The organism is Sabulicella glaciei (assembly GCF_026183895.1).
Lineage (GTDB): Bacteria > Pseudomonadota > Alphaproteobacteria > Acetobacterales > Acetobacteraceae > Roseococcus > Roseococcus glaciei.
Genome location: NZ_JAPFQI010000002.1, coordinates 129,084 through 149,122, shown reverse-complemented (window position 1 = coordinate 149,122; position 20,039 = coordinate 129,084). Strand labels below are relative to the sequence as shown.

The 20,039-nt window shown below is 71.5% G+C and carries 21 protein-coding genes; 5 read left to right on the top strand and 16 right to left on the bottom strand.

Annotated features, from left to right (window positions below):
* Positions 1 to 9 precede the first annotated feature (9 nt).
* The 6 genes from phoU to OF850_RS05940 form a co-directional block, all read right to left on the bottom strand.
* Positions 10 to 732: a phosphate signaling complex protein PhoU gene (gene phoU, locus OF850_RS05965; RefSeq protein WP_301589008.1), complete on the bottom strand. Its 723-nt coding sequence runs from the start codon at positions 730 to 732 to the stop codon at positions 10 to 12.
* 10 nt (positions 733 to 742) lie between these two features.
* Entirely contained in the window at positions 743 to 1,540 is a 798-nt protein-coding gene (gene pstB, locus OF850_RS05960) for a phosphate ABC transporter ATP-binding protein PstB (protein WP_301589190.1), read from the bottom strand.
* A gap of 38 nt (positions 1,541 to 1,578) precedes the next feature.
* Positions 1,579 to 2,481, bottom strand: a complete 903-nt coding sequence (gene pstA, locus OF850_RS05955) for a phosphate ABC transporter permease PstA (RefSeq protein WP_301589007.1) — start codon at positions 2,479 to 2,481, stop codon at positions 1,579 to 1,581.
* A 7-nt stretch (positions 2,482 to 2,488) separates the two neighbouring features.
* Positions 2,489 to 3,430 carry a phosphate ABC transporter permease subunit PstC gene (pstC, locus tag OF850_RS05950; protein WP_301589006.1) on the bottom strand — a complete coding sequence of 314 codons (942 nt, stop codon included), beginning with the start codon at positions 3,428 to 3,430 and terminating at the stop codon, positions 2,489 to 2,491.
* A 92-nt stretch (positions 3,431 to 3,522) separates the two neighbouring features.
* A complete protein-coding gene (pstS, locus tag OF850_RS05945) occupies positions 3,523 to 4,581 on the bottom strand; it encodes a phosphate ABC transporter substrate-binding protein PstS (RefSeq protein ID WP_301589005.1) in 1,059 nt (352 codons plus the stop codon).
* A gap of 162 nt (positions 4,582 to 4,743) precedes the next feature.
* On the bottom strand, positions 4,744 to 4,950 hold the full coding sequence (locus tag OF850_RS05940) for a hypothetical protein (RefSeq protein ID WP_301589004.1): 207 nt from the start codon (positions 4,948 to 4,950) through the stop codon (positions 4,744 to 4,746).
* Between the two features lie 52 nt (positions 4,951 to 5,002).
* On the opposite strand from OF850_RS05940, the gene OF850_RS05935 reads away from it, so the two are divergent.
* Positions 5,003 to 5,857: an FkbM family methyltransferase gene (locus OF850_RS05935; protein ID WP_301589003.1), complete on the top strand. Its 855-nt coding sequence runs from the start codon at positions 5,003 to 5,005 to the stop codon at positions 5,855 to 5,857.
* Here the strand turns inward: OF850_RS05935 and OF850_RS05930 are convergent.
* The 4 genes from OF850_RS05930 to OF850_RS05915 are packed head-to-tail and all read right to left on the bottom strand — an operon-like array spanning position 5,854 to position 11,380.
* A complete protein-coding gene (locus OF850_RS05930; protein WP_301589002.1) occupies positions 5,854 to 6,201 on the bottom strand; it encodes a hypothetical protein in 348 nt (115 codons plus the stop codon). The two genes, OF850_RS05935 and OF850_RS05930, sit on opposite strands and share 4 nt — an antisense overlap.
* Positions 6,202 to 6,246: 45 nt before the next feature.
* Entirely contained in the window at positions 6,247 to 7,383 is a 1,137-nt protein-coding gene (locus OF850_RS05925; protein WP_301589001.1) for an acyl-CoA dehydrogenase family protein, read from the bottom strand.
* An 11-nt stretch (positions 7,384 to 7,394) separates the two neighbouring features.
* A complete protein-coding gene (locus tag OF850_RS05920; protein WP_301589000.1) occupies positions 7,395 to 8,006 on the bottom strand; it encodes a hypothetical protein in 612 nt (203 codons plus the stop codon).
* 47 nt (positions 8,007 to 8,053) lie between these two features.
* Positions 8,054 to 11,380 carry an indolepyruvate ferredoxin oxidoreductase family protein gene (locus OF850_RS05915; RefSeq protein WP_301588999.1) on the bottom strand — a complete coding sequence of 1,109 codons (3,327 nt, stop codon included), beginning with the start codon at positions 11,378 to 11,380 and terminating at the stop codon, positions 8,054 to 8,056.
* 107 nt (positions 11,381 to 11,487) lie between these two features.
* Between OF850_RS05915 and OF850_RS05910 the strand changes: the two genes are divergently transcribed.
* Positions 11,488 to 11,943, top strand: coding sequence for an Lrp/AsnC family transcriptional regulator (locus OF850_RS05910; RefSeq protein ID WP_301588998.1), 456 nt, complete (start codon positions 11,488 to 11,490; stop codon positions 11,941 to 11,943).
* A gap of 150 nt (positions 11,944 to 12,093) precedes the next feature.
* Here OF850_RS05910 and OF850_RS05905 read toward each other — a convergent pair whose 3' ends face one another.
* From OF850_RS05905 to OF850_RS05885, 5 genes are all read right to left on the bottom strand, one after another.
* Positions 12,094 to 13,557, bottom strand: coding sequence for an ATP-binding protein (locus OF850_RS05905; RefSeq protein WP_301588997.1), 1,464 nt, complete (start codon positions 13,555 to 13,557; stop codon positions 12,094 to 12,096).
* An 85-nt stretch (positions 13,558 to 13,642) separates the two neighbouring features.
* Positions 13,643 to 14,110 carry a thioredoxin-dependent thiol peroxidase gene (bcp, locus tag OF850_RS05900; protein ID WP_301588996.1) on the bottom strand — a complete coding sequence of 156 codons (468 nt, stop codon included), beginning with the start codon at positions 14,108 to 14,110 and terminating at the stop codon, positions 13,643 to 13,645.
* Between the two features lie 56 nt (positions 14,111 to 14,166).
* Positions 14,167 to 14,808 (bottom strand): aspartate/glutamate racemase family protein, encoded by a 642-nt coding sequence (locus OF850_RS05895; protein WP_301588995.1) that lies wholly within the window; start codon positions 14,806 to 14,808, stop codon positions 14,167 to 14,169.
* Positions 14,809 to 14,811: 3 nt separating this feature from the next.
* Positions 14,812 to 15,249, bottom strand: coding sequence for a hypothetical protein (locus tag OF850_RS05890; RefSeq protein ID WP_301588994.1), 438 nt, complete (start codon positions 15,247 to 15,249; stop codon positions 14,812 to 14,814).
* A gap of 10 nt (positions 15,250 to 15,259) precedes the next feature.
* On the bottom strand, positions 15,260 to 16,471 hold the full coding sequence (locus OF850_RS05885; RefSeq protein WP_301588993.1) for an MFS transporter: 1,212 nt from the start codon (positions 16,469 to 16,471) through the stop codon (positions 15,260 to 15,262).
* Positions 16,472 to 16,519: 48 nt separating this feature from the next.
* Between OF850_RS05885 and queA the strand changes: the two genes are divergently transcribed.
* Genes queA through queF form a run of 3 tightly spaced genes read left to right on the top strand, consistent with a single transcriptional unit; the run spans position 16,520 to position 19,147 of the window.
* Entirely contained in the window at positions 16,520 to 17,581 is a 1,062-nt protein-coding gene (gene queA, locus OF850_RS05880; RefSeq protein WP_301588992.1) for a tRNA preQ1(34) S-adenosylmethionine ribosyltransferase-isomerase QueA, read from the top strand.
* Positions 17,578 to 18,696 (top strand): tRNA guanosine(34) transglycosylase Tgt, encoded by a 1,119-nt coding sequence (tgt, locus tag OF850_RS05875; protein ID WP_301588991.1) that lies wholly within the window; start codon positions 17,578 to 17,580, stop codon positions 18,694 to 18,696. Before queA ends, tgt begins: the two co-directional genes overlap by 4 nt.
* The gene (gene queF, locus OF850_RS05870; RefSeq protein WP_301588990.1) at positions 18,689 to 19,147 is read left to right on the top strand and encodes a preQ(1) synthase; all 459 of its coding nucleotides are present in this window, start codon (positions 18,689 to 18,691) and stop codon (positions 19,145 to 19,147) included. The genes tgt and queF overlap by 8 nt, the downstream gene beginning before the upstream one ends.
* Positions 19,148 to 19,154: 7 nt before the next feature.
* Here queF and OF850_RS05865 read toward each other — a convergent pair whose 3' ends face one another.
* Positions 19,155 to 19,985 (bottom strand): DUF1206 domain-containing protein, encoded by an 831-nt coding sequence (locus OF850_RS05865; RefSeq protein WP_301588989.1) that lies wholly within the window; start codon positions 19,983 to 19,985, stop codon positions 19,155 to 19,157.
* Positions 19,986 to 20,039: the final 54 nt, after the last annotated feature.

Sequence of the window (20,039 nt, the reverse complement as noted above, 5' to 3'; positions counted from 1 at the left end):
TCCCTGTCTTCAGCGGGGCGCGCCGGCCACGGCGCTGGCCGAGTCGTCGCCCTTGGGGCGATCCGCCGTCACCTGTTCGCCGCGCACGACGAAGTGCACGCGCTCGGCGATGTTGGTGGCGTGGTCGCCGATGCGCTCCATGTTCTTCGCGATGAAGAGGAGGTGCGTCGCCGCGGTGATGTTGCGCGGGTCCTCCATCATGAAGGTCAGCAGCTCGCGGAAGATGCCGTTGTAGATGCCGTCGATGGGCTCGTCGCTGCGCCACACCTCGTCGGCCTTCTCCGCATCCTCCTCCACCAGCGCGTCGATGGCGCTGCGCAGGTTCTCCTGCACCAGCTCCGACATGCGCTCGAAGCCGTTGAGGCTGCTGATCAGGGATTGCTGCGCCACCACGATGGCGCGCTTGGCCCCGTTGCGCGCGTAGTCGCCGATCCGCTCCAGGTCCGAAGAGATCTTCATCGCCGCGATGATGAGGCGGAGGTCGGCAGCCATGGGCTGCCGCAGGGCGAGGAGGCGGACGCAGAACTGCTCCACCTCCCGCTCCATCTGGTCCAGCTCCGCGTCGCGGCGCACCACCTCGGCGGCGAGGTCCGTGTCGCGGCGGATCAGCGCCTGGGCGCTGTCGGCCACCTGGCGCTCGGCGAGGCCGCCCATGCGGGCGATCATCTCGCGCAGGCGCCGCAGCTCGCCCTCGTAGGAGCGGACGATGTGGGGAGAGGCTTCCTGGGGCATGGGGGCGTCCTCAGCCGAAGCGGCCGGTGATGTATTCCTGGGTCTTGGGATGCCGCGGCGCGGTAAACATCTGCGCCGCCGGCCCCACCTCGATCAGCTCGCCCAGGTAAAAGAAGGCCACCTGGTCGGCGCAGCGCGCCGCCTGCTGCATGTTGTGGGTGACGATGACGATGGTGAAGTCCTTCTTCAGCTCGTCCACCAGCTCCTCGATCTTCAGGGTGGAGATCGGGTCGAGGGCGGAGGTCGGCTCGTCCAGCAGGATCACCTCGGGCCGCACGGCGATGGAACGGGCGATGCACAGGCGCTGCTGCTGCCCGCCCGACAGGCCGAGGGCGGAGGAATGCAGCCGGTCCTTCACCTCGTTCCAGATGGCGGCGCGGGTCAGCGCCCACTCCACCCGCTCGGCCATCTGGGCCTTGCCCAGGCGCTCGTGCAGCCGCACCCCGAAGGCGATGTTCTCGAAGATCGTCATCGGGAAGGGGGTGGGCTTCTGGAACACCATGCCGATCCGCGCGCGCAGCTCGTTGATGTCCACGTCGGGACCCACGAGGTTGCGCCCGTCCAGGATCACCTCGCCCTCGGCGCGCTGGCCGGGGTAGAGGCTGTACATTCGGTTCAGCACGCGCAGCAGCGTGGACTTGCCGCAGCCCGAGGGGCCGATCATCCCCGTGACCTGCCGGTCCGGGATGTCGAGGGTGATGCCCTTCAGCGCCTTGGGCAGGCCCGGGGCGTAGAAGAAGTCGAGGTTGCGGATGGCGATGCGCGGCGGCGCGGTGGCGGCGGCGGCCTGGGCCTGCTCGGCGGTCATCGCGGCTGCCATGGAAACGTCGTTCATGGGAAACCTTCCTACTTGCGGGGCCGCAGCGCCACGCGCGCCATGATGTTGATGGCCAGAACGCCAAAGGTCACGATCAATGCGCCCGACCAGGCGATCTCGATCAGGTCGGGGAAGCCGCTATTGGCCTGCTGGTAGATGGCGACGGGCAGCGACGCCATGGCACGGGACAGATCCGTGCTGAGCACGTTGTTGCCGAAGGAGGTGAGCAGCAGCGGCGCCGTCTCGCCGACGATGCGGGCGAAGGCGAGCAGCACGCCCGTCACAATGCCCGGCAGCGCCGCGCGCCACGCGACCAGGGTGATCATCTTCCAGCGCGGCGCGCCCAGCGCCACCACCGCCTCACGCAGCGTGTTCGGAAGAAGCTGGAGCATGTCCTCCGTCGTTCGCACCACCACCGGGATCACGATGATGGCCAGCGCCAGCGCGCCTGCGATGCCGGAGAAGCCGCCTGTGGGCAGCACCACCGTCTGGTAGATGAACAGCCCGACCAGGATGGAGGGAGCGGAAAGCAGGATGTCGGACACGAAGCGCACCGTGTGGCCGAAGCCCGACCCTCGGGCATATTCCGCGAGATAGGTGCCGACCAGCAGCCCGACCGGCGTGCCGATGAGGATGGCGATGCCGCTCTGCAGGATCGAGCCGACGATGGCGTGCACCAGCCCGCCCTTGGGCAGGGTGTCGTCGCCGTAGCGCGTCGGCTGGAATTCCTGCGTCAGCACGATGAAGTCCAGCGCCGCGAGGCCGCGCCAGAGCAGCGTTGCCATGATGGAGGCGAGAAAAAGCAGCCCGACGACCGTGGCGCCGAGGCAGAACCAGCGGACGCCCGCGTCGATCAGGGCACGGCGCCGGCCCAGGCGGCGCCGCGTTTCGGGATCCGACGTGAAGGCGGGGGCTTGGGTGGTCGCGCTCATCGGGGCCTCACTTCAGCCTGGGGCGCAGGAGCCAGCGCGACGTGGCCAGCACCAGGAAGGAGATGACGAATAGAAGGAAGCCGATGGCGAGCAGCGCGGATTGCTGCAGGCTGCCGCTCAGGCTCTCGGGGAACTCCATCGCGATGACGGAGGCGATGGTGTTGGTGGGGTCGAAGAGCGAGGTGGCGATGCGGTTCGCGTTGCCGATCACGAAGGTGACGGCCATGGTCTCGCCCAGGGCGCGGCCGAGGCCGAGCATGATGCCGCCCGCCACGGAGATGCGGGTGTAGGGGATGACGACGCCCCGCATCACCTCCCACCGCGTCGCGCCGAGGCCGTAGGCACTTTCCTTGTAGACCGGCGGCACCTGCGAGAACACGTCGCGCATCGTCGCGGCGATGAAGGGCAGGATCATGATGCCCAGCACCAGCGAGGCCGCGAAGAGCGAGGTGCCGGCGAAGTTGTTGCTCTGGAACAGGAAGCCGACCAGCGGCAGCGCCGCCAGTTGCTCCCCGAAGGCGAGCTGGATGTTGTACTGGATGAAGGGCACGATCACGAACAGGCCCCACATGCCGTAGATGATCGAGGGGATGGCGGCCAGGAGCTCGATCGCCGTGCCGACGGGGCGGCGCAGCCAGGGCGGCGCCAGCTCGGTCAGGAAGACGGCGATGCCGAAGGCGACCGGGACCGCGAAAATGATCGCGAGGATCGAGGATACCAGCGTACCGAAGATGGCGACGCCCGCGCCGAACTCCTCGCGCCCTTCCACCGGGTCCCAGTTGAGCCCCCAGACGAACTCGACGCCGAAGGCGCGGAAGGCCGGCAGCCCGCCGATGAACAGCGTGACGATGATGGCGCCGAGCAGGAGGAGGACGAAGCCCCCCGCCCCCCGGCACAGCCCGGCGAAGACGAGGTCGCCGGTCTCTCCGATTCGGCGGCGTTCGCCCATGACAGGTGCGGATGAAAGGCTGGTGGACACGGTGCCTCGCCAGGGAAGTAAGGGGGGAGGGCACCGGGCGGCGCCCTCCCGGGGGAGATGGCTCAGCCCGCCGCCTGCGTCCAGATCGCGGCGCCGGACGGGTCCTTCACGTTCTGCGCCCAGGCGGCGCGGATCGCGTTGTGCGCGCCTTCCGGCAGCGGGATGTACTCCAGCTGGCGCGCGGCCTGGCTGCCGTTGCGGAAGGCCCAGTCGAAGAAGCGCATCGTGTTGCGGCTGCCATCGACGCGCTCCGCGACCGGGTTGGTCGGCAGCAGGATGTAGGTGGGCGAGGTGACCGGCCATACATCGGCACCGGACAGGTCGATCGTGTCGGCGGCGAAGTTGGGCACCGACCAGTCGGCCGCGGCGGCGGTGGCGTTGAAGGCCGCCGGCTCGGGGCGGATGAAGTTGCCGGCCTTGTTGCGGATCTGCGTCGTCACCATGCGGTTCACCACGGCATAGGCGTTCTCGACATAGCCGATGGCGCCCGGGGTGTTGCGGATGATGTTGGACACGCCCTCATTGCCGCGGGCGCCGTTGCCCACCGGCCAGCGCACGGAGGTTCCGGCGCCCGGACCGTTGCGCCACTCCTCGGAGATGCGGGACAGGTAGGTGGTCCAGACCCAGGTCGTGCCCGAGCCATCGGCGCGGTAGCCGACCGAGACGGGCAGGTTGGGCAGGCGGATGTCGCGGTTCAGCTCGACCAGCTTGGGGTCGTTCCAGCGCGTGATGCGGCCGAGGAAGATTTCCACGATGGTTTCGGGCGTCAGGCGCAGCGCGTTGTCGGCGACGCCGGGCAGGTTCACCGAGAGCACCACCGAGCCCATGACCGTCGGGAACTGCATCAGATTGCGCTCGCGAAGCTGGTCGGCGGCGAGCGGGGCGTCGGAGGCGCCGAAATCCACGGTGCGGGCGGTGATCTGGTTGATGCCGCCGCCCGAGCCGATGCTCTGGTAGTTCAGCGCGACGCCGACGCCTTCGCGCGCGGCCGAGCCCCACCGGTCGTAGAGCGGACGCGGGAAGCTGGCACCGGCGCCGGTGATGGTCGCCTGTTGCGCGAAGGCAGGACGGGGAAGGAAGGGAAGCGCAGCAGCGGCGCCAAGAAGGGCACGACGGTTCACGTTAGGTCTCCAGTACTCGACGGCTGGCTGCCTAACGGCTGGTGGGGTCGCCCGTGTTTCGCTTTCGTGAAGCTTCCGTGACGGAACTATCCGTTCCAGGAAATGGGAGGGTTGGCCGTTGCGGGCCGATTGGCCAGCGCCTTGCGCAGAGTCGGCGGCAGGTCAGGGCGGGAACGGAGCAAGGCACGGGCGTCGCGCGCCAGCAGCCGCAGGAGTTCCGCGAGGAGCCGCGTCGAAGGCCAGGAACATCAGCACCTCCGGCGGCAGGCCGCGCGGGGCGGCCTGGGTGCGGCGCCCTGCGACCGGTCGCCGCCATTGCGCCAGTCGAGGGGTGCCGGGAGCAGGGAATTCGATCAGGGTGGACGCCATGGCATCCATCCTCGGCAAGCTGAGCTTAAACTCGCGTGAATCGGAGTCCGCGATGAGTCCCCGCCTGCCGCCTTCCCTTCTCCAGATCCTGTCCCGTCACAATTATCCAGGGAAGCACCGGCTGTTCCGGATCCTGCGCGACGCCGGGCTGCTCCGGTCGGAACTGCGCTTCGAGCTGGGCGGGATCGCGCTGCACGCCCCGGCCGAGGAATGGAATTTCTGGCGGCTGCGCGATGCCCGCCTTTACGACCCGGATGTGGACGCGCTGGGCCGCTTCGCCCAGGCGCGGCTCGGCTCCTTCGATCTTCTCGACCTGGGTGCCGATGTTGGCATGGTGAGCCGGCTGATCCATGCCGCCTGCCCGGAGCTGCGCTCGATCACGGCGGTGGAACCCAACCCAGCCTCCTTCGGCTTCCTGCGGCGGAACCTGGAGGCGCTGCCCCTGCCCACGCGCGCCCTGAACCTCGCCGTCTCCGACAAGCCGGGCGAGGCGGTGCTGGCGGCCGAGGCGGGGCGACGCTCCGATCACGCGGCGCATCTGCGGACGGAGGGGGCCGGGCTGCGCGTCACGGTGGAGCGGGTGGATGCGATCTTCTCGCCCGTCGCGCCCGACCTCCTGCTCAAGCTGGATGTGGAGGGCGAGGAGGCGGCGACGCTGCGCGGGGCGGAGCGGACATTGCGACGGCCCCGCCGGGCCGTGCTGTTCATGGAGATCCACCCGGAGGTGCTTCGGCGCGGCGGCGGTTCCGCCGAGGCGCTCTTCGCGGCGGCGGAGGCGATCCGCCCCTGCCGCTGGTTCCTGGCCGATGCGGCAGCAACGCCGGTGGACCGCGCCCTGCCCTTCTTCCAGCAGGTGCCGGAGCGGCAGCACGACGTCATCGGCTTGATGGATGAGCAGGACGCCTAGCGCGTGCAGGCGGGGGCGGTGGTGCCGCTGCCTGTCCCCGGCACCGAGGTGCCGGAGGCCGCGCCCGCGATCAGCGCTCCAGCCGCTGCGGCCAGCGGAAGCCCCACCAGCGCCGCGACGGCGAGGCTTTGCAGCGTCGCGTCGCCACCTCCGGCGCGCGAAGTGGCAGGTCCGCCCTGCCGGCCGCTTCGGGTCAGGCGCGGGCGGGTCGCGGCGACCACAGGTGCGGCTTCGGCGCCGCGCGCCGGCACCGCCAGCGCCGAGTCGGCGGGAACCACCACGCGCTGCTGCGCCAGGGCCGGCCCGGCGGCGGAAAGAACGAGAAGAAGGGCAAGGCCACGCATGGATCCATCCTGCCCTTCCCGCCAAAGCTTAACAAACCGTCAAGCTCAGGCCTTCAGCATCTGCCGCGCGACGATGACGCGCATGATCTCGTTGGTGCCTTCCAGGATGCGATGCACGCGGAGGTCGCGGACGATCTTCTCGATGCCGTAGTCGGCCAGGTAGCCATAGCCGCCCAGCAGCTGCAGCGCCTCGTCCGCCACGCGGTGGCCGGTGTCGGTGACGAAGCGCTTGGCCATGGCGCAGAAGCGCGTGGCGTCGGGTGACCGCGCATCCAGCTTGGCACAGGCGCGCCACAGCATGGCGCGCGCCGCCTCCAGCTCCGTCGCCATGTCGGCGAGGCGGAACTGCGTCGCCTGGAAGTCGGCGACCGGGCGGCCGAAGGCGCGGCGCTCCTTCACATAGGCCAGGGCGATGTCGAGCGCCGCCTGCGCGCCGCCCAGGGAACAGGCGGCGATGTTCAGCCGCCCCCCATCCAGCCCGGCCATCGCGTAGCGGAAGCCCTGCCCTTCCTCGCCCAGCAACGCGTCGGCGGGCACGCGCGCGCCCTCGAGGATCACCTGCCGCGTGGGCTGGGCGTTCCAGCCCATCTTGCGTTCATTGGCGCCGAAGGAAAGGCCGGGCGTGTCCTTTTCCACCAGCAGCGCCGAGACGCCATCTGCCCCCGGCCCGCCCGTGCGGACCATGGTGAGGTAGAGGTCGCTGCTCCCGGCGCCGGAGATGAACTGCTTGGCGCCGTCCAGCACCCAGCCCTCGTTGTCGCGCCGGCCGCGGGTGGACAGCGCGGCGGCGTCGCTGCCCGCTCCCGGCTCGGTGAGGCAGTAGGAGGCGATGCGCTCCATGGAAAGCAGGGAAGGAAGCTGGGCTTCGCGCTGCGCCTCGTTGCCCCAGCGGTCGATCATCCAGGCGACCATGTTGTGGATGGACAGGAAGGCCGAGATCGTCGGGCAGCCTGTGGCCAATGCCTCGAACACGACGGCGGCGTCGAGGCGCGTCAGCCCGGCGCCGCCGCTTTCCTCCCGCACGTAGAGCCCCGCCATGCCGAGCCCCGCCGCCTCGCGCAGCACCTCCACGGGGAAGTGCCGCTCCCGGTCCCATTCCAGGGCGTGGGGAGCCAGGCGCTCGCGGGCGAAGTCCTGCGCGACGGATTGCAGCTCGCGCGTCGCCTCCGGCAGCTCGAACATGGCCTCCCCCATCACTGGGGCGACTTGCGCTTCGTGGTGGTGCCCTGCGGCGCCGAGGCCTGGGCGTTCGTGCGGAGCACGCCCGCAAAGCGCTCCATCATGGCGCGAAGCTGGGCGCGCATGACTGGAAGCGCCTCACCAGGCGGTGCCATGCCCGCCGCGTCGTCGTGCCAAAGTGTCACGGGCGTGTCGAGCCTGCCCCCCGTGGCGGTCACCTGCCCCGTCACCCGCGCGCGGACCTGCATGATCAGCGAGGCGCCGCAGGGCGAGCCGGGCTGGTCGGGCCGCGCCACCACGCCGAAATTCGCAAACAGCAGCGGCTGCTGGTTGGTGGACGGCGTGCCCGCCACCATCAGGTGGCCGGGGCCGAGCTGGGCATCGCGCGTTCCCGTCGGCACACGCAGCCCAAGCCCCTCCGCCGTGGCGCGCAGCGTCTCGTAAAGGTCAGCCTCCAGCCCCTGGGGCAACTGGCAATGGGCCCGCGCCGCGTCTGGCGACTGCACCCCGAGCGCCAAGCGTACTTCCGAAAGCCCGCGCAGCGCCGTGGCCTCCGACTGGGCGAGGACGGGCGTGGCTGCCAGGAGCAGCGGCAGGGCAGCGAGGGACACGAGACGTCGCGACAAGGCGTTTTCTCCCGAGGAAGCCAGACGCGCCATAGCCTGCCCCATCCTCACGCCGCGAGGAACCTCCGTTCCGCTTCGGCGATGCGCGGGCGCGCCGCCTCGATGAAGCGCCGCTTCACCGGGCCGAAGCCCTTGATGCCGCCCCATTCGCGCACCCACTCCACCAGCGCCGCATGGTTGCCCGGGGAAAGCCGCGCGAGATGCGCCTCCAGCCCGGCGATGAACTCCTCGCGCAGGGCGCGCTCCTCGCGCCGCTCCTCCGAATGGCCGAAGGGGTCCAGCGCTGTGCCGCGCAGCGCCTTGCCGTGACGCAGGAGGCGCATGGCGCCGAGCATCCACGGGCCGAACTCGCGCTTGCCCTCGCCCAGCGCCGGCGGCGCGAGGTGGAAATGCAGGCGCGGCGTGCCCTCGAAGCGCTCGGTGATCCAGGAGGTGTCGGCATGGAGCCGCGCCACCTCATACTCGTCCTTGATCGCCATGACCCGGTAGAGCTGCCGTGCCACCTCGCGGGTCAGCGCATCGCTGTCCGGCGCCACGGAACGCTCCACCTCCACGACGCGGCGCATCAGCGCGGCGTAGCGGGCGGCGTAGCGGCGCGACTGGTAGGAAACCAGATCGGCCTCGCGGCGGGCGATCAGATCCTCCAGCGTTTCCGGCGCGGCGTCGCCCGCGGGCTCGGCGAGGCGCCCGGCCTCGAAGGCGGCAAGGTTGCGCTCCACAGCCGCGCCGTTCATCTCGATGGCCCGGCGCAGCGCGTCGCGCGACAGCGGGACCATGCCGCGCTGGAAGGCGGCGCCCAGCAGGAAGACGTTGAGGAAGATCAGGTCGCCGAAGCTTTCCTCCACCTCCTGCGCCGCCGGCAGCGCCACCACCTCGCGCGAGGCCGCGCGCAGGCTGTCCAGCATGGCGGCCGGGTCCTGCCGCGTCTCGGGGTTCAGCACGAAGGCACCGGTGGGCGAAACATCGGCGCTGACCACGATCCGCGACCGGCCGCGCCCCAGCATGGGCCGCGCCACCCTGCCCTGCGCGCCGATCAGGTCGGCGGCGATGACCGCATCCGCCTCGCCTGGGCCGATCCGGGGCGACAGCACCTGCTCGCCCGCGCGGCCGATCCGCATCTGCACGTAAACTCCGCCCCCCTTCTGGGCGAGGCCGAGCATGTCGAGGGTCCGCACCGGGCGGCCTTCCAGATGCGCCGCCATGGCAAGGATCTGCGCCAGCGCCGTCACGCCCTGCCCACCCACCCCGGCAAGAAGGAGGTTCCAGCTTTGACCGGCCTCCGCCTCGGGCAGTTCCGGCAGGGGTGGCGGGGCGGCGGGCTCCCGCACGGCGGGCTTGCGCGGCTGCGCGCCTTCGAGCGTCACGAAGGAGGGGCAGAATCCCTGCACGCAGGACAGGTCCTGGTTGCAGGCGCTCTGGTCGATGCGGCGCTTGCGGCCCCAGGGCGTTTCCACCGGCTCCACCGCGATGCAGTTGGAAACGCGGGAACAGTCGCCGCAATCCTCGCAGACGCGCGGATTGATCGCGGCGCGGCGCGCGGCGGGCGCGGCGAGGCCGCGCTTGCGCTGGCGCCGCCGCTCCGTCGCGCATTGCTGGTCATAGATCAGGACGGAAACGCCCGGCGCCTCGCGCAGCTCGCGCTGCACGGCGTCCAGCTCGGCGCGGTCGTGGAAGGAGGCGAAGCGCGGGATGGTGGCGTCGTCCCGGTGGCGGTCGGGGTCGTCGCCCACGATGGCGATGCGCTCCACCCCCTCGGCCGCCGCCTGGGCGGCGATGCGCGGCACCGTCACCTCCGCATCCGGCGCCTGACCGCCCGTCATGGCGACGGCGGAGTTCACCAGCACCTTGAAGGTCATGTTCGCCTTGGCGGCGACGGCGGCGCGGATGGCGAGGGAGCCCGAATGGGAATAGGTGCCGTCGCCCATGTTGGCGAAGACGTGCTTCGTTTCGGTGAAGTGCTGCTGGCCGATCCAGGGTGCGCCCTCGCCGCCCATGTGGGTGAAGAGGTCGCTGTTCCGGTCCATGTCCTTGGCCAGGTAGTGGCAGCCAATCCCGGCCAGGGCCATCGAGCCTTCGGGCACGCGGGTCGAGGTGTTGTGCGGGCAGCCGGGGCAGAAGAAGGGCGTCCGCAGCGCCACCGGCTCACGGTCCGATGCCGCCAGCGCGTCCAGTTCCGCGATGCGGGCGGCGAGGCGCTCGGTCCGCAGCGCCTCGGGCAGCCGTGCCGCGAGGGCGCGCAGCACGGATGCCACGTCCAGCTCCGCGAGGTCGCTCAGCACGTCCTTGCCGGTGAGGCGCGGGCGGACGGGGAGGTCGTAGAGCGCCTCGCGCAGCTGGGATTCCAGGAAGGCGCGGCGGTCCTCGACCACCAGCACCTCCTCCAGCCCGCGCGCGAAGGCGATGGCGCCTTCCCGATCCAGCGGCCAGGCGAGACCCACCTTCCAGATCCGCAGGCCCCCCATCCGGGCGAGTTCCGGCGTGATGCCGGCGTCGGACAGGGCCTGGCGCAACGTGGACCACGCCTTGCCGCGCACGGCGATGCCGAAGCGCGCCGTCGGCGAATCCTGCACCAGCCGGTCGAAGCCGTTCAGCCGCGCGAAGGCCTGTGCGGCGGGCAGCTTCACGTGGCGCAGGCGCTGCTCGATGGCGAGCGCTGCGTCCTTCAGCCGGATATGGACGTCGCCCGGCTCGCCCGGAACGGTGGTGGCAAAGGCGGCCGGGTCCACGACGAGGGACATGGTGGCGTCCATCGTCTCGGCGATGCACTTCATGCCGACCCAGGTGCCGGCGAAGCGCGACAGGGCGATGGCCTTCACGCCGTATTCCAGCACCTCCGCCACGTCGGCGGGGTCCAGCATCGGCATCTCGAGGTCGGCAAAGGCATGCTCGGAGCCGCTGGTGACGGTGGAGGACTTGCTGGCCGGGTCGTCCCCCGCCAGGGCCAGCACGCCGCCGAGCGGCGCGGTGCCGGCGCCGTTGGCGTGGCGCAAGACATCCCCGGACCGGTCCACCCCCGGCCCCTTGCCGTACCAGATGGCGAAGACCCCGTCCTGCTTCGCGCCGGGCAGCAGCCCGACCTGCTGAGTGCCCCAGCAGGCCGTGGCGGCGAGGTCCTCGTTCAGCCCCGGCTCGAAATGGATGCGCGCCTCGCGCAGCCGGTCGCGCTGCTTCCACAACTCCTTGTCGTAGACGCCGAGGGGCGAGCCGCGATAGCCGCTGATGAATCCTGCCGTGTCATGGCCCTGCGCGGCGTCCAGCTGCCGCCGGATCAGCGGCACGCGCACCAGCGCCTGGGTGCCGGTCAGCAGGGTTTCCCGTCCGGCCGCGTCCCACCGTTCCTCGAGCGAGGCCTCCGTGCGCTGGATGCTGCCCATGGGTTGGTATCCCGTTCCGGCTTACGATGGGAGAATGCACCGGACCCCGCCGGGGTTCATGCCGTATTCTGTTGTGCAGTGCCGAAAAGACAAAAGGATCTTCCGCCGTGGACGCGATCGACCGCCGCATCCTCCGTGCGCTCCACCGGGAGGCCCGGCTCACCAATGCCGAACTGGCCGAGCGCGTGGGGCTTTCCGCCTCGCCCTGCTGGCAGCGCGTGCGGCGTCTGGAGCAGGCGGGTGTCATCCGCGGCTATCGCGCGGAGCTGGACCAGGCGGCGCTGGGCATGCCGGACACGGTCTGGATCGAGATCATGACGGAGAAGCACGACGAGACGCAGCTGGCGCGCTTCGAGGAGGCGATCGCCGCCATGCCGGAAATCATCGAGGCGTGGCTGGCGACCGGCGAATACGACTACATCCTCAAGGCCGCCGTGGGCGGGACGGCGGGCTACGAGAAGCTGCTGCGCGAGAAGATCTACCGCCTGCCCGGCGTCCGCCACACCCGCACCGCCTTCGGCCTGCGCTGCCTCAAACAGGTCTTCACGCCGGTTCCGGCGTGAAGACCTGAGTCTTTTCTGCCCCCAGGCGCCGGGCGCGGCCTCCGGCCGCTGGGCTTTCGCCGCGTCAGGGTCGCGCCGGATGAAAGGTTGGCCTGGCGGCGCCGGCCGCCTTGCGGCCGGATGGAGGCTGCAGGGCGCGCCTGGGTCCTTCTAGGCGGCTGGGCCGGGCGCCGTTTCCCAGCCGAGGCCCACCACCGCGGCCACCCGCCCCTGCCCGCGCACCTCGCGCAGCACCAATGCGTTGCGCTCCTCCAGCCACGCCAGGAGGCGGCGGGCGCGGCCGACGGAGTGCGTGCCGTAGGCACGGGCGATCGAGGCGTCGTCGGGGCAGGGCAGCCCGTCCAGCGCGGCGCGGGCCAGCAGCAGGAACACGCCGCGCGCATCCTCGGGCAGGGCCTCGGCGCGGCTCACCGCGGCCTGCCATTCCTCGCCCTCCGCCACTTCCGGCGCGATGCCGGCGCGGGCATCGGCCAGCATCCGGCGGAACTCCGGAAGGCCGGGCGGGTCCTCCACCTCGCGGATGCGCAGCCGGACCAGGAAATCCTGGTAGAGCAGGCTTGCCGGGCGGAAGGCCTCGCCCTCCCCGTCCAGCACCTGGCGCAGCGACTCCTCGCAAATGCGCCGGCGCCCGGCCTCCTCCTCCGCCGTGCGTGCGCGCGGCGGGACGGGCGCGGCGGGGGAGAAGCGCGACAGCTCGGCCAGGATGTCGCTGGGCGGTGGGCGCGGCGCGCGGCGCGGCGGGGGCGCAGCGGGTTCCTCGGGCGCCGCCAGGATCAGCTCGCGTGCTTCCTCGGCGGAAGGGAGGCTGGGGGGTGGCACCAGGGCGGGGCCGGCGCTGCGCGTCGCCGTCTCCACCGTTCCGACATGCAGCGCGATGGGCCGCCGCGACAGGGCGGGACCCAGGGCCACGAAATGCCCGCGCCCCAGGTCGCGGAAGGATTCCGCCTGCCGCCGCTCCATGCCCAGCAGGTCGGCGGCGCGGGCCATGTCGATGTCGAGGAAGGTGCGTCCCATCATGAAGTTCGACGCCTCGGCGGCGACGTTCTTCGCCAGCTTGGCGAGGCGCTGCGTGGCGATGACCCCCGCGAGGCCGCGCTTGCGCCCGCGGCACATCAGGTTGGTCATGGCGCCGAGCGAGGCGCGGCGCGCCTCGTCCGAGGCATCGCCACCCATGGCGGGGGCGAAGAGCTGCGCCTCGTCCACCACCACCATCACCGGGGTCCAGGCATCGCGGTCGGCGTCGAACAGCCCGTTCAGGAAGGCGGCGGCGCAGCGCAGCTGGGCCTCCACCTCTACCCCCTCCAGGTTCAGCACCACGGAGACGCGGTGGCGCCGCACCCGGTCGGCGGCGCGGACCAGCATCGCCTCGGAATGGGCGGCGGCGTCGATCACCAGATGCCCGTGCCGGTCGGCCAGGGTGACGAAGTCGCCCTCCGGGTCCACCACCACCTGCTGCACCCAGGGCGCGCTCTGCTCCATGAGGCGGCGCAGCAGGTGCGACTTGCCGGAGCCGGAATTCCCCTGGACCAGCAGGCGGGTGGACAGCAATTCCTCGAGGTCGAGCGTCACGGGGGCGCCCGCCTGCGTCCGCCCCATCTCGATGCCGATCGTCATCCGGTGGTCCCGCGCCCTTTCCGGGAGGAGCCCCGGGGCGGGCTCCCTACCGCCCGGCGGGCGGGGTGGCCAGCCCTCGGACCCCTCACAGGCGCGATGCGGCCTCCATCACCTGCCGGGCGTGCTCGGCGGGCTTCACCTTGCGCCAGATGGCGGCGATGCGCCCCTCGCGGTCCACCAGGAAGGAGGAGCGCTCCATGCCCATGTACTTGCGGCCATACATGCTCTTCTCGACCCAGGTGCCGTAGGCGGCCGCCGCCTGCTTCTCGGCATCCGAGGCCAGGGGAAAGGTCAGGCTGTGCTTGCGGGCGAATTTCTCGATGGCGTTCATCGGGTCCGGGCTGATGCCGATCACCTCAAGGCCCAGCGTCCCGAGTTCGGGAAGCGCCTCCTCCATCCCCAGCGCCTGGACGGTGCAGCCGGAGGTGTCGGCCTTGGGGTAGAAATACAGCAGAAAGGGCCGGCCCTTGAGGCCGGCGCTGCTGACGCTGCGCCCGCCACTGGCGGGCAGGTCGAAGGGGGGCGCGACGTCACCCACCGCGAGTTCGGTCATGGCAATCTCTCCCAGGATCGGATGCGGGAAGGGAGATGCCCCTGCCCCGCCGCCCGTCAAGCCGCCAGCAGGCCGCGCAGCTTGCGGACGGCGCTGTCCGGGGTGGTGAAGACCGGCTTGCCCGTCGCCTCCGCCACGCGCGGCGCGACATGGGCGAGGCTGAACTGGCCGAGCGCGATGGCATCGCAATCGGCCAGCCGCGCCCCCGCCTCCGCCACCAGCCGGTCATGCGCGGCGACATCCCCGGCATCGAGCGCGGCCAGCGCGCCCTCTGCCAGCATCGGCACCACCTCGATGCCTTCGGGGAACTCGGGCGGCATGGAGGTGAGCGTTCCGGGAAAGGAGGCGAGCAGCCCGACGCGCCGCGCGCCGGAGGAAACGACCTCCTCGATCATCGCCTCGTTGGGCTTCAGCACCGGCATGGGCGCCTGCGCCTTCTGCACCGCCTCAATGGGCGGGCCGAAGGCGGAGCAGGTGAACAGGATCGCCTCCGCCCCCGTATCGGCGGCGTAGCGCGACAGGCGCAGGAAGCGCTCGGTCATCGCGGGCGTCAGCTCCCCGTCGCGGGCAAGGTCGGCGGACAGGCTGTCATCCAGGAGGTTCATGAGGCGCTGGCCGGGCCAGAGCTTGGCGAAGGCGGCCTCCACCGGCGGCGGGGAGTGCCGCAGCGCGTGGATCAGGGCGATGCGGCGCGTCACGGCTCAGCCCTTGCAGCGGCGTAGCGGGAAGGGGAAGTCGCTGCAGCCCTGCAGCACCACCTCGTCCTCGCCGCGCCGGACCACGCGCAGGAGGTCGGGGTTGCCGTCGCAGCCGAAGCCGGCCTCGGACGGGGCGCGGCCGGGGATGGGGGCCAGGCGGATCTCCACCCCGTTGGGGTTCAGGGCCACCGTCTCCACCAGGCGCTGCCGGAAGGCGACGTCGAGCGAGGAGGCACGCATCACCACGTCGGGGGCGACGATCAGCGTCACCGCGCCGAAGCAGGCGCTGCCCTGAGTGTCGATCGCCGGAAAGATGCCGCCCGTCCAGGAGCCGAACAGGAAGCCATGTGGCGGCAGGGGCCGGTCCTGCGCCGCGGCGGAGCGCAAGGCGGGCGTGGCGAGCAGCCCGGACAGGGCGGGCAGCAGGGTGCGGCGGAGCATGGGCGGGTTCCTATCGGGTGGCCGCGCTTGTAGCGGCGGCGGGGGCCGGCGTCATGCCGTCCCGGATCGGGATGTGGACCAGCGCGGCGAAGGCGGCGGCGGCGATGGAGATCGACCACATCAGGTCATAGGAACCCGTCCGGTCGAAGATCACCCCGCCCAGCCAGGCCCCGGTGAAGCCGCCCAACTGATGGCCCAGGAAGACGATGCCGAAGATGGTCGCCAGCCAGCGCGTGCCGAAGTTGCGGGCGCAGAGCGCCACCGTGGGCGGCACGGTGGACAGCCACAGCAGCCCCATCAGCGCCGAGAAGCCCAGCACCGTGGCCGCCGTTTTCTCCACCATGAGGAACCCGGCCATCAGCACGCCGCGCCCGGCATAGATCAGCACCAGCAGCTCGCGCCGCTTCCAGCGCGACGAGAGCTCGCCCGCCGTGAGCGAGCCGACCACGTTGAACAGCCCGATCAGCGCGATGGCCCCTGCCCCCACCGCCACCGGCAGGTGGCAGGAGGCGACGAAGCCCGGCAGGTGCACCGACAGGAAGGAGACATGGAGGCCACAGACATAGAAGCCGAAGAACAGGAACCAGAAGGAAGGCGTCCGCAGCGCGAAGGACAGCGCCTCCTTCGCCGATTGCTCGGGCTGCGCCGTCGTGGCCGGGGCCGGCTGGTCGTTCAGCGGCAGCGCGAGGGGGATCATCAGCAGCGCCGCCCCGGCCATGAGGAACAGCGCCCCTTGCCACCCTGCCTGGCTGATGCCCAGCCCAGCCATGGGCACCACGAGGAACTGCCCAAAGGAGGAGCCGGCCGTGCCCAGCCCGACCGCCCTGCCCCGCTGCTCCTCGGGCAGGAGGCGGGTCAGCGAGGCAATGATGACCGGCATCCCGGCCGCGGAAACCGCGACCCCCATCACCAGCCCGGCAAAGAAGGTGAAGAGCCCCAGCCCTTCCGAGAGCGCCATGCCGAGGATGCCCAGGGCGTAGAGCGCGGCGCCGCCCATGATCACCTTGCGGCCGCCGATCCGGTCTGCCACCTGCCCGCACAAGGGCTGCGACACCCCGTTCAGCAGCACCTGCAAGGCGATGGCGAGGGCGAAGCCGGAGGCGGACCAGCCCAGTTCCGTCGTCATCGGCGCGAGGAAGAGCCCGAAGCTTTGCCGCAGCCCCATGGCCAGGGCGGCGCAAAGCACGGCGCATGTCATCAGCAGCGTGGCGGAGCGGGTCATGGCGGGCAGCGTTGCACGGCGGCCCGGCGCGCGCTACGGCCCCGCGCCATGCCCCTGACCCTGCGGGATTTCGACTACGACCTGCCCGAGGCCCTGATCGCCCAGCAACCCGTACGACCGCGCGACGCGGCGCGGATGCTGGTGGTGCGCCCGGAGGCCCGGGAGGATCGCGGCGTGCTCGACCTGCCGGACTACCTGCGGCCCGGCGATGTCATGGTGGTGAACGACACCCGCGTCATCCCCGCCCGGCTGCGCGCCCGGCGCGGCGAGGCGCGGATCGAGGTGATGCTGAACCGCGCCGAGGGCGACGGCACTTGGCACGCGCTGATCCGCAACGCCCGCCGCCTGCGCGAGGGCGACACCCTCGCCATCGAGGGCTCCGCGGCGACGGCGCGCGTGGTGGAGAAGTTCGAGGGCGGCGCGGCGCGGCTCGATTTCGGCGCCGACCCGGCCGCGCTGGAACAGGCCCTGGCCGAGGCCGGCGAGATGCCCCTGCCCCCCTATATCCGCCGCGACGCCCCGCGCGGCGAGGACCGGGAGGATTACCAGACCCTCTTCGCCGCCCGCCCCGGCGCGGTGGCCGCCCCCACCGCCAGCCTGCATTTCACCCCGCGCCTGCTGGCTGCCGTGGCGGCCAGGGGCGTGCGCCGCGCCACCGTCACGCTGCATGTCGGCGCCGGCACCTTCCTGCCGGTGCGCGAGGAGAACCTGGACCGGCACCGCCTCCACGCCGAATGGTGCGAGCTTCCGACCGAAGCCGCGGAAACGATCAACGCCGCGCGGCGCGAGGGCGGGCGCATCCTGTGCTGCGGCACCACCGCGCTGCGCCTGCTGGAAACGGCGGCGCAGGGCGTCGAGGACCGCCGCGCGCCCATCCCGCCCTTCCGGGGGCTGACCGACATCTTCATCCGGCCGGGCTTCCGCTTCCGCGCCACGGATCTGCTGATGACCAACTTCCACCTGCCGAAATCCACGCTGCTGATGCTGGTCAGCGCCTTTGCCGGGACCGAGCGCATGCGCGCCGCCTATGCCCATGCCATAGGCGAGGGCTACCGCTTCTTCTCCTATGGCGACGCGTCCCTGCTGTTCCGGGCGGAGGAGACGGCATGACGCTGCGCTGGGAAGGGACCGGCTCGGACGGGCGCGCCCGCGCCGGCATCCTGCACACTGCCCATGGCGAGGTGCCGACGCCGGTCTTCATGCCGGTCGGCACCGCCGGCACGGTGAAGGGCATGACGGCGGACGGGGTGCGCGCCACCGGCGCGCGCATGGTGCTGGGCAACACCTATCACCTGATGCTGCGCCCGGGCGCCGAGCGCGTGGCGCGCCTCGGCGGGCTGCACGCCCTGATGGACTGGCACGGGCCGATCCTGACCGATTCCGGCGGGTTCCAGGTGATGAGCCTCGCGGCGCTGCGGAAGATGGACGAGGACGGCGTCACTTTCCGCTCCCACGTGGACGGCTCCAAGCACCGGCTGACGCCGGAGCGCAGCGTGGAGATCCAGCGCCTGCTGGGCGCGGACGTGACCATGTGCTTCGACGAGTGCACCCCCTTCCCCGCCACGCAGGAGGAAGCGGCGAAGTCCATGCGGCTTTCCATGCGCTGGGCGGCGCGCTGCCGCGAAGCCTTCGCCCCGCGCGAAGGGCACGGGATCTTCGGCATCGTCCAGGGCTCGACCTTCGAGGATCTTCGCGCGGAAAGCGCGGCGGCGCTGCGCGGCATCGGCTTCGAGGGCTATGCGATCGGCGGCCTTGCCGTCGGCGAGGGGCAGGAGGCGATGTTCTCCACCCTCGATTTCACCGTGCCCATGCTGCCCGAGGAGCAGGCGCGCTACCTGATGGGGGTGGGCATGCCCGCCGATCTGCTGGGCGCGGTGCGGCGCGGGGTGGACATGTTCGACTGCGTGATCCCGACGCGCTCGGGCCGCATGGGGCGGGCCTATACCTCGCGCGGGGCGCTGAACCTCCGCAACGCGCGCCACGCCGATGACGGGCGCCCGCTCGACCCCGCCTGCGCCTGCCCGGCTTGCCGGCGCCACTCCCGCGCCTACATCCATCACTTGCTGAAATGCGATGAGATGCTGGGGCCGATCCTGCTGACCTGGCACAACATCCAGTATTACCAGGACCTCATGCGCCGCCTGCGCGAAGCCATCCTCGCCGGTCGCCTCGACGTCGAGGCCGAGGCGATCGAGGCCGATTGGAACTGCGCCCACGATGACTGACACCTCCCGCCTCACCCAGCTTGGCCGCGCCACGCCCATGCCCGCCTCGCCGGTGGAGGCGGTGCTGGAGCGCGTGCCCAATCCCGAGCCGGGCCTGCATTACTGCGTGCGCTTCGCCGCTCCCGAGTTCACCTCGCTCTGCCCCCTCACCGGGCAGCCGGATTTCGCGCACCTCGTGCTGGACTACGTGCCGCGCGACTGGATCGTGGAAAGCAAGAGCCTGAAGCTCTTCCTCGCCTCCTTCCGCAACCACGGCGCCTTTCACGAGCATTGCACGCTCATGATCGCGAAGCGCCTCGTCGCGCTGCTCGACCCGGTCTGGCTGCGGATCGGCGGCTACTGGTATCCGCGCGGCGGCATCCCGATCGACGTGTTCTTCCAGACCGGCACGCCGCCCGAGGGGGTGTGGATCCCCGACCAGGGCGTGCCGGGGTATCGCGGGCGGGGCTGAGCCGCCCTTATCGGCCGGGCGACAGCATCGCCCCCACGGCATGGGCCTCGGGCGGGGTCCGCATGCGGCGGAACCGCGCCTCCGCCAGTCCGAACAGGCCGAAGGCGAAGAGGCCCGCCGCCACGATGCCGAAGATCGCCGCCCCGAAGGGCTGTGCGCGCAGGGCGACCAGGGCGCCGCCCAGGCCGCGCACCTCGTTCGGGTCGTGCTGCCAGGCGGCGAGGAGCAGGAACAGCCCGATCACCACGAAGACCACGGCCCGCGCCGCGTAGCCCGCCTGGCCCAGGCGCTTCACCCCATGCTCCATCCGGCCATTGCAGGACAGGTTCTCGCAGAACGAGGCGGTCCAGGCCTTGCGCGCCATGCCGAATGCGGCGCCCACGACGCCGAGCCCGACCGCCGCGACCAGCCAGCGCCCGAAGGGCTGGCTCATCAGCCAGCGCGTCCAGTCGCGCGCCGATTCACCCTCGCCACCCCCCGCTGCCCCGCCGAGCGCGAGACTGGCGGCGAAGCCGGCCAGGCCGAGATAGATCACGCCGGAGATGAACTGCCCCGCCCGCCGCATCAGCGCCTTGCGGTCCCGCCCGACCCCGTCCGCGTCCAGCAGCGACTGGAGGAAGCGCCACAGGGCGAAGCCGAACAGACCCAGCGCCAGCAACCCGAGGATGATCAGCCCCAAGGGCTGCGTGAGCAGCGTGCCGATGGCGCCCCGCGCGCCCGTCGCCTCGCCGCCGCGCCCCAGCGCCGCCATCAGCGCCAGCCCCCCCACCAGCAGGTTCACGATGCCCCGCGCGGCGAAGCCCATCCGGCCGAAAAGTACCAGACGATCCTGAGTCATGCGCGTCCACCCTTCCCCTTGTCCCTCGCCAACATTCGCGCGGGCGGAACGTTG